The sequence below is a fragment of the Streptococcus intestinihominis genome (assembly GCF_046824975.1).
In the GTDB taxonomy this organism is placed as follows: domain Bacteria; phylum Bacillota; class Bacilli; order Lactobacillales; family Streptococcaceae; genus Streptococcus.
Genome location: NZ_JBKQBL010000003.1, coordinates 260,601 through 265,210, shown reverse-complemented (window position 1 = coordinate 265,210; position 4,610 = coordinate 260,601). Strand labels below are relative to the sequence as shown.

The following is a 4,610-nucleotide window of genomic DNA, read 5'->3' as shown; positions in this document are numbered from 1 at the left end:
TACAGGCTGGAGATCAGGTTTTGGATAGCGTAGATACGATCAAAGAAAAGGATGCCTTGACGCTAGTCATGCGGGATGGGCAAGTAGAAGTAGAGGTAAAGCATGTCGAAAGAAAAGAAATTTGAAGAAAATTTAGCTGATTTGGAAGCTATTGTCCAAAAGTTAGAGAGTGGGCAAGTGCCCCTCGAAGAGGCCATCTCAGAGTTTCAGAAAGGAATGAAGCTATCAAAGGATTTGCAAGAAACACTTGATCAGGCTGAAAAGACCTTGGTCAAGGTGATGCAAGCAGATGGCTCAGAAACGGAACTAGTATGATTCTAGAAGAAAAACTGCAAGGGGTCGAAAAAGCGATAGAAGGCTTCTACGAGGCTAAACAAATCGCTCCCCGCTTGGTAGAATCTATCCTCTATTCAGTCCATGCAGGGGGGAAACGGATTCGACCTTTGCTCTTATTGGAGTTGTTGGAGGCCTTTCATGCTTCCATCCTTGAGGCTCATTTTCAGGTGGCAGCCGCTCTTGAAATGATTCATACGGGAAGCTTGATCCATGATGATTTACCAGCCATGGATAATGATGATTATCGTCGTGGTCAATTGACCAACCATAAAAAGTTTGGGGAAGACCTAGCCATCTTAGCAGGAGACTCGATCTTCTTAGATGCCTTTGGCTGTGTGGCAGAGGCAGACCTTCCGGCTTCTATCAGGGTGCAACTGATTGCCCTGTTATCGGATGCTTCAGGGACAGCTGGGATGGTGGCAGGCCAAGTCTTGGATATGGAAGGGGAAGGGGCGAGCCTGACCTTGGACCAGTTGCAAGTCATCCATGCCAATAAGACAGGGCGACTGCTTGCCTATCCATTCCAAGCAACAGGGATCCTCTTAGAGCTTGAGCCAGCTATCGCGACTCTCTTAGAGGAAATTGGCCTCCATTTAGGATTGGCCTTCCAGATTCGGGATGATATTTTGGATGTGACTGCTGATTTTGCTTCCTTAGGGAAAACCCCTCAGAAGGACCTGCAGGCTGAAAAATCGACCTATCCTGCCCTCCTCGGTCTAGATGGAGCTCAGGCTTATTTGGACCGGGAGCTAAATGCCTGTGAGGACTTGCTCAATCGCATCTCTCAGCAGGTAGACTTCGACGGGACTGGAATCAAGAAGATAATAGAAAGACTTAGAATTCATGGCGAAGGAAAGAGTTGACGTACTGGCCTACAAGCAGGGACTTTTTGAAACCCGGGAGCAGGCCAAACGCGGTGTGATGGCTGGTCTGGTCGTTGCCGTTCATAATGGCGAGCGCTTCGATAAACCAGGCGAAAAAATTGATGAAGCGACAGAATTAAAACTCAAGGGTGAAAAACTCAAATATGTCAGTCGTGGTGGTCTCAAGTTAGAAAAGGCCTTGGACCTTTTTGAGATTGACCTGCAGGATAAGGTCACGCTGGATATTGGGGCTTCTACAGGAGGCTTTACGGATGTTATGCTCCAAAATGGAGCTGCCTTGGTCTATGCAGTGGATGTAGGGACCAATCAGTTGGCATGGAAGCTTCGTCAGGATCCTCGGGTCATCTCGATGGAGCAGTTCAACTTCCGCTATGCGACGTCTGAGGATTTTGAGCAAACCCCGAGCTTTGCTAGCATTGATGTTAGCTTCATTTCCCTCAACCTCATCTTGCCAGCCCTCCATGGGATTTTACAAGAGGGAGGCCAGGTGGTCGCCCTTGTCAAACCCCAGTTTGAAGCTGGTCGGGAGCAGATTGGGAAAAATGGGATTATCAAGGATGCCAAGGTCCATCTGTCCGTCCTGGAACAGGTTCAAGGCTTTGCTTTAGAACATGGCTTCTCCGTCTTGGGAGTGGATTATTCACCGATTCAAGGGGGCCATGGCAATATTGAATTTTTACTTTATTTAGAAAAAAATACTGGGCAAGATCGTCTTCAACTGCAAGAGTTTGCGGCAGTTGTCGAAAAAGCCCATACTGACTTTAAACATGAATAGTAAACAAAACCGATTAGAAAAAATACGCCGCTTTATCCGAGAAAATAAAGTGGGTACTCAGGATGCCATTGTCGAACATCTGAGAGAAGCTGGAATTTCTGCGACACAAGCAACTGTTTCCCGCGATATCAAAGAGTTGGGGATTATTAAAACGCCTTTAAAAGGTTCAGCCTATGTCTACGAATTGCCACGCGTCCAACATAGTGGAAAATTAGCAGAAAATAATCTTCAATCCTTTGAACGCATGGGGAGCTTTTTGACCCTCAAGCTTGTCCCAGGGACAGCCTATCTAGTCAAGCGGCATCTACAAGAAGATTTTGATGACATCATCTTTAGCATGATTTCAGACGACAATAGTATTTTGATTGTGGCCCGCTCGGAAGAAAAGGCTCAGTTTATTGAACAACGATTGATGGAATGGTAGGAGAGAGATGCTATTAGAAATTTCAATTAAGAACTTTGCCATCATTGAAGAAATCGCTCTGAATTTTGAAACAGGAATGACGGTTTTAACCGGTGAAACTGGAGCAGGAAAATCCATCATTATCGATGCCATGAATATGATGCTGGGGAGTCGGGCGACAACCGATGTCATCCGTCACGGTGCTCCTAAGGCTGAGATTGAAGGCCTCTTTGCGATTGACGAAAACCCTGCCCTTCAGCAGATATTTGAAGAGCAGGGCTTAGAATGGGCAGAGGAGTTGATTATTCGCAGAGAAATTTTCCAGAATGGTCGGAGTGTCAGCCGGATCAATGGGCAGATGGTCAACCTCTCTGTTCTCAAGGCGGTTGGCCAGCAATTGGTAGATATTCATGGCCAGCACGATCAGGAAGAACTGATGCGAGCTCCATTGCATATCGCTATGCTGGATAGCTTTGGGGAAGATACTTTTTTTGCGACTAAGAAGGCCTATAGAGAGACCTTTGAGAATTACAAGACCTTGCGCAAGCAGGTCTTGCAGATCCAAAAAAATAACCAGGAAAACCAAGCTCGGATCGAAATGTTGGAATACCAGATTTCGGAAATCGAGGCGGCAGCCCTGTCCCTAGATGAAGATGTCCAGTTAGAGCAAGAACGGCAACGCCTGCTCAACCATAAGATGATTGCAGATACCCTAAGCAATGCTTATGCCATGCTGGATGCAGAAGACTTCTCCAGTCTTAGCAATGTGCGGTCGGCCATGAATGATCTGCAAAGCATCGAAGAGTATGATGCAGAATACAAGACCTTGTCTGACCAAATGGCCGAGACCTACTATACTCTGGAGGATTTGACCAAGCGCTTGGAGGATCTGGTAGATGGTTTGGACTTTGACGGCAACCGCTTGATGCAGGTGGAAGCTCGACTAGACTTAATCCACTCGATCACGCGTAAGTACGGCGGTCAGGTAAAGGATGTCCTTGATTACCTGGAGCAAATTAGCAAGGAATATAGCCTATTAACAGGAGGAGGAACCTCTTCTGAAGACTTGGAAAAAGAACTCAAGTCCATGGAAGGACAGTTGGTTGCCTTGGCTAAAGAACTAAGTCAAGGGCGTCATGCCTTGGCCCAAGAGCTGGAAGCAGAGATCCAGCAGGAATTGGCGGATCTCTATATGGAAAAAGCACGTTTCCAAGTGCGTTTTACCCCATCTAAGTTTAATCGGGAAGGAAACGAAACGGTTGAGTTTTATATTTCAACCAACCCTGGAGAGGACTTTAAACCTTTGGTAAAAGTAGCATCAGGTGGGGAGTTGTCCCGTCTTATGTTGGCCATCAAGTCAGCCTTTTCACGTAAAGAAGGCAAGACCAGTATTGTCTTTGACGAGGTGGATACAGGGGTATCTGGTCGGGTGGCGCAGGCCATTGCTTCGAAGATTTATAAGATTGGACGTTATGGTCAGGTGCTAGCCATCTCTCATTTACCTCAGGTCATTGCAGTAGCCGATTACCAATTCTTTATCGAAAAGGTGAGCGATGAATTTTCAACGGTTTCGACCGTTCGCTTGCTCAGTCATGAAGAACGGGTCGAAGAAGTCGCTAAGATGCTAGCTGGTGAAGATGTGACAGAAGCAGCCCGCATGCAGGCAGAGCAATTGCTAAAACGGCCGTCCTAAGAAGAAAGGAACCGAAATGGAAAGCTATTTTGTAGTGGGAGACATTCATGGAAAAGCCGGTATGCTAGAGGAACTGATGACCCATTGGGATGGTCAGTCCCAGCTGGTTTTTCTCGGAGATCTGATAGACCGTGGGGAAGATAGTCGTAAGGTTATCGAACTGGTCAAAGATGTTGTCGAACAGCAAGGAGCCATCTGTCTCTCTGGGAACCACGAATACATGTTTCTAGCCTGGATCGATAACCCAACAGAGCGCTACGACCATTACCGACGAAATGGTGGGGACACGACCATCAACTCTCTACTTGGTCGTCCCCTCACGGCTCCAGTAGATGGAGTGGAGGATGCTCGGCGCGTGCAAGAGACTTGTGGGGATCTCGTCGCTTTCATTCGTTCGCTTCCTTTTGTCTATGAAACAGAACACTATATTTTTGTGCATGCTGGGCTTGACTTGACCTTGCCTGATTGGCATGAAACGTCGGATTACCAAAAGGTCTGGATTCGCCAGCCCTTCCATGA

The 4,610-nt window shown here is 47.0% G+C and carries 7 protein-coding genes; all 7 read left to right on the top strand.

Annotated elements, in window-relative coordinates:
- On the top strand, positions 1 to 125 hold a 125-nt coding region (locus ACLOR3_RS06490; protein ID WP_412037096.1), incomplete at its 5' end, for a hypothetical protein.
- Complete coding sequence (locus tag ACLOR3_RS06485) at positions 103 to 315, top strand: exodeoxyribonuclease VII small subunit (protein WP_006596769.1); 213 nt, start codon at positions 103 to 105, stop codon at positions 313 to 315. The genes ACLOR3_RS06490 and ACLOR3_RS06485, both read left to right, overlap by 23 nt.
- Positions 312 to 1,199 carry a polyprenyl synthetase family protein gene (locus ACLOR3_RS06480; protein WP_411400641.1) on the top strand — a complete coding sequence of 296 codons (888 nt, stop codon included), beginning with the start codon at positions 312 to 314 and terminating at the stop codon, positions 1,197 to 1,199. The genes ACLOR3_RS06485 and ACLOR3_RS06480 overlap by 4 nt, the downstream gene beginning before the upstream one ends.
- Entirely contained in the window at positions 1,180 to 1,995 is an 816-nt protein-coding gene (locus ACLOR3_RS06475; protein ID WP_048687779.1) for a TlyA family RNA methyltransferase, read from the top strand. Before ACLOR3_RS06480 ends, ACLOR3_RS06475 begins: the two co-directional genes overlap by 20 nt.
- Positions 1,988 to 2,419 carry an arginine repressor gene (locus tag ACLOR3_RS06470; RefSeq protein WP_048715457.1) on the top strand — a complete coding sequence of 144 codons (432 nt, stop codon included), beginning with the start codon at positions 1,988 to 1,990 and terminating at the stop codon, positions 2,417 to 2,419. The genes ACLOR3_RS06475 and ACLOR3_RS06470 overlap by 8 nt, the downstream gene beginning before the upstream one ends.
- Before the next feature lie 7 nt (positions 2,420 to 2,426).
- Positions 2,427 to 4,091 (top strand): DNA repair protein RecN, encoded by a 1,665-nt coding sequence (recN, locus tag ACLOR3_RS06465; RefSeq protein WP_411400638.1) that lies wholly within the window; start codon positions 2,427 to 2,429, stop codon positions 4,089 to 4,091.
- A 16-nt stretch (positions 4,092 to 4,107) separates the two neighbouring features.
- Positions 4,108 to 4,610: metallophosphoesterase (locus ACLOR3_RS06460; protein WP_412037080.1), on the top strand; the 503-nt coding region annotated here is incomplete at its 3' end.

What these genes read in the sequence shown, in the direction of transcription:
- ACLOR3_RS06485 (WP_006596769.1), top strand. Translation starts at nt 103, where the DNA reads ATGTCGAAAGAAAAGAAATTTGAAGAAAATTTAGCTGATTTGGAAGCT.
- ACLOR3_RS06480 (WP_411400641.1), top strand. Translation starts at nt 312, where the DNA reads ATGATTCTAGAAGAAAAACTGCAAGGGGTCGAAAAAGCGATAGAAGGC.
- ACLOR3_RS06475 (WP_048687779.1), top strand. Translation starts at nt 1,180, where the DNA reads ATGGCGAAGGAAAGAGTTGACGTACTGGCCTACAAGCAGGGACTTTTT.
- ACLOR3_RS06470 (WP_048715457.1), top strand. Translation starts at nt 1,988, where the DNA reads ATGAATAGTAAACAAAACCGATTAGAAAAAATACGCCGCTTTATCCGA.
- recN (WP_411400638.1), top strand. Translation starts at nt 2,427, where the DNA reads ATGCTATTAGAAATTTCAATTAAGAACTTTGCCATCATTGAAGAAATC.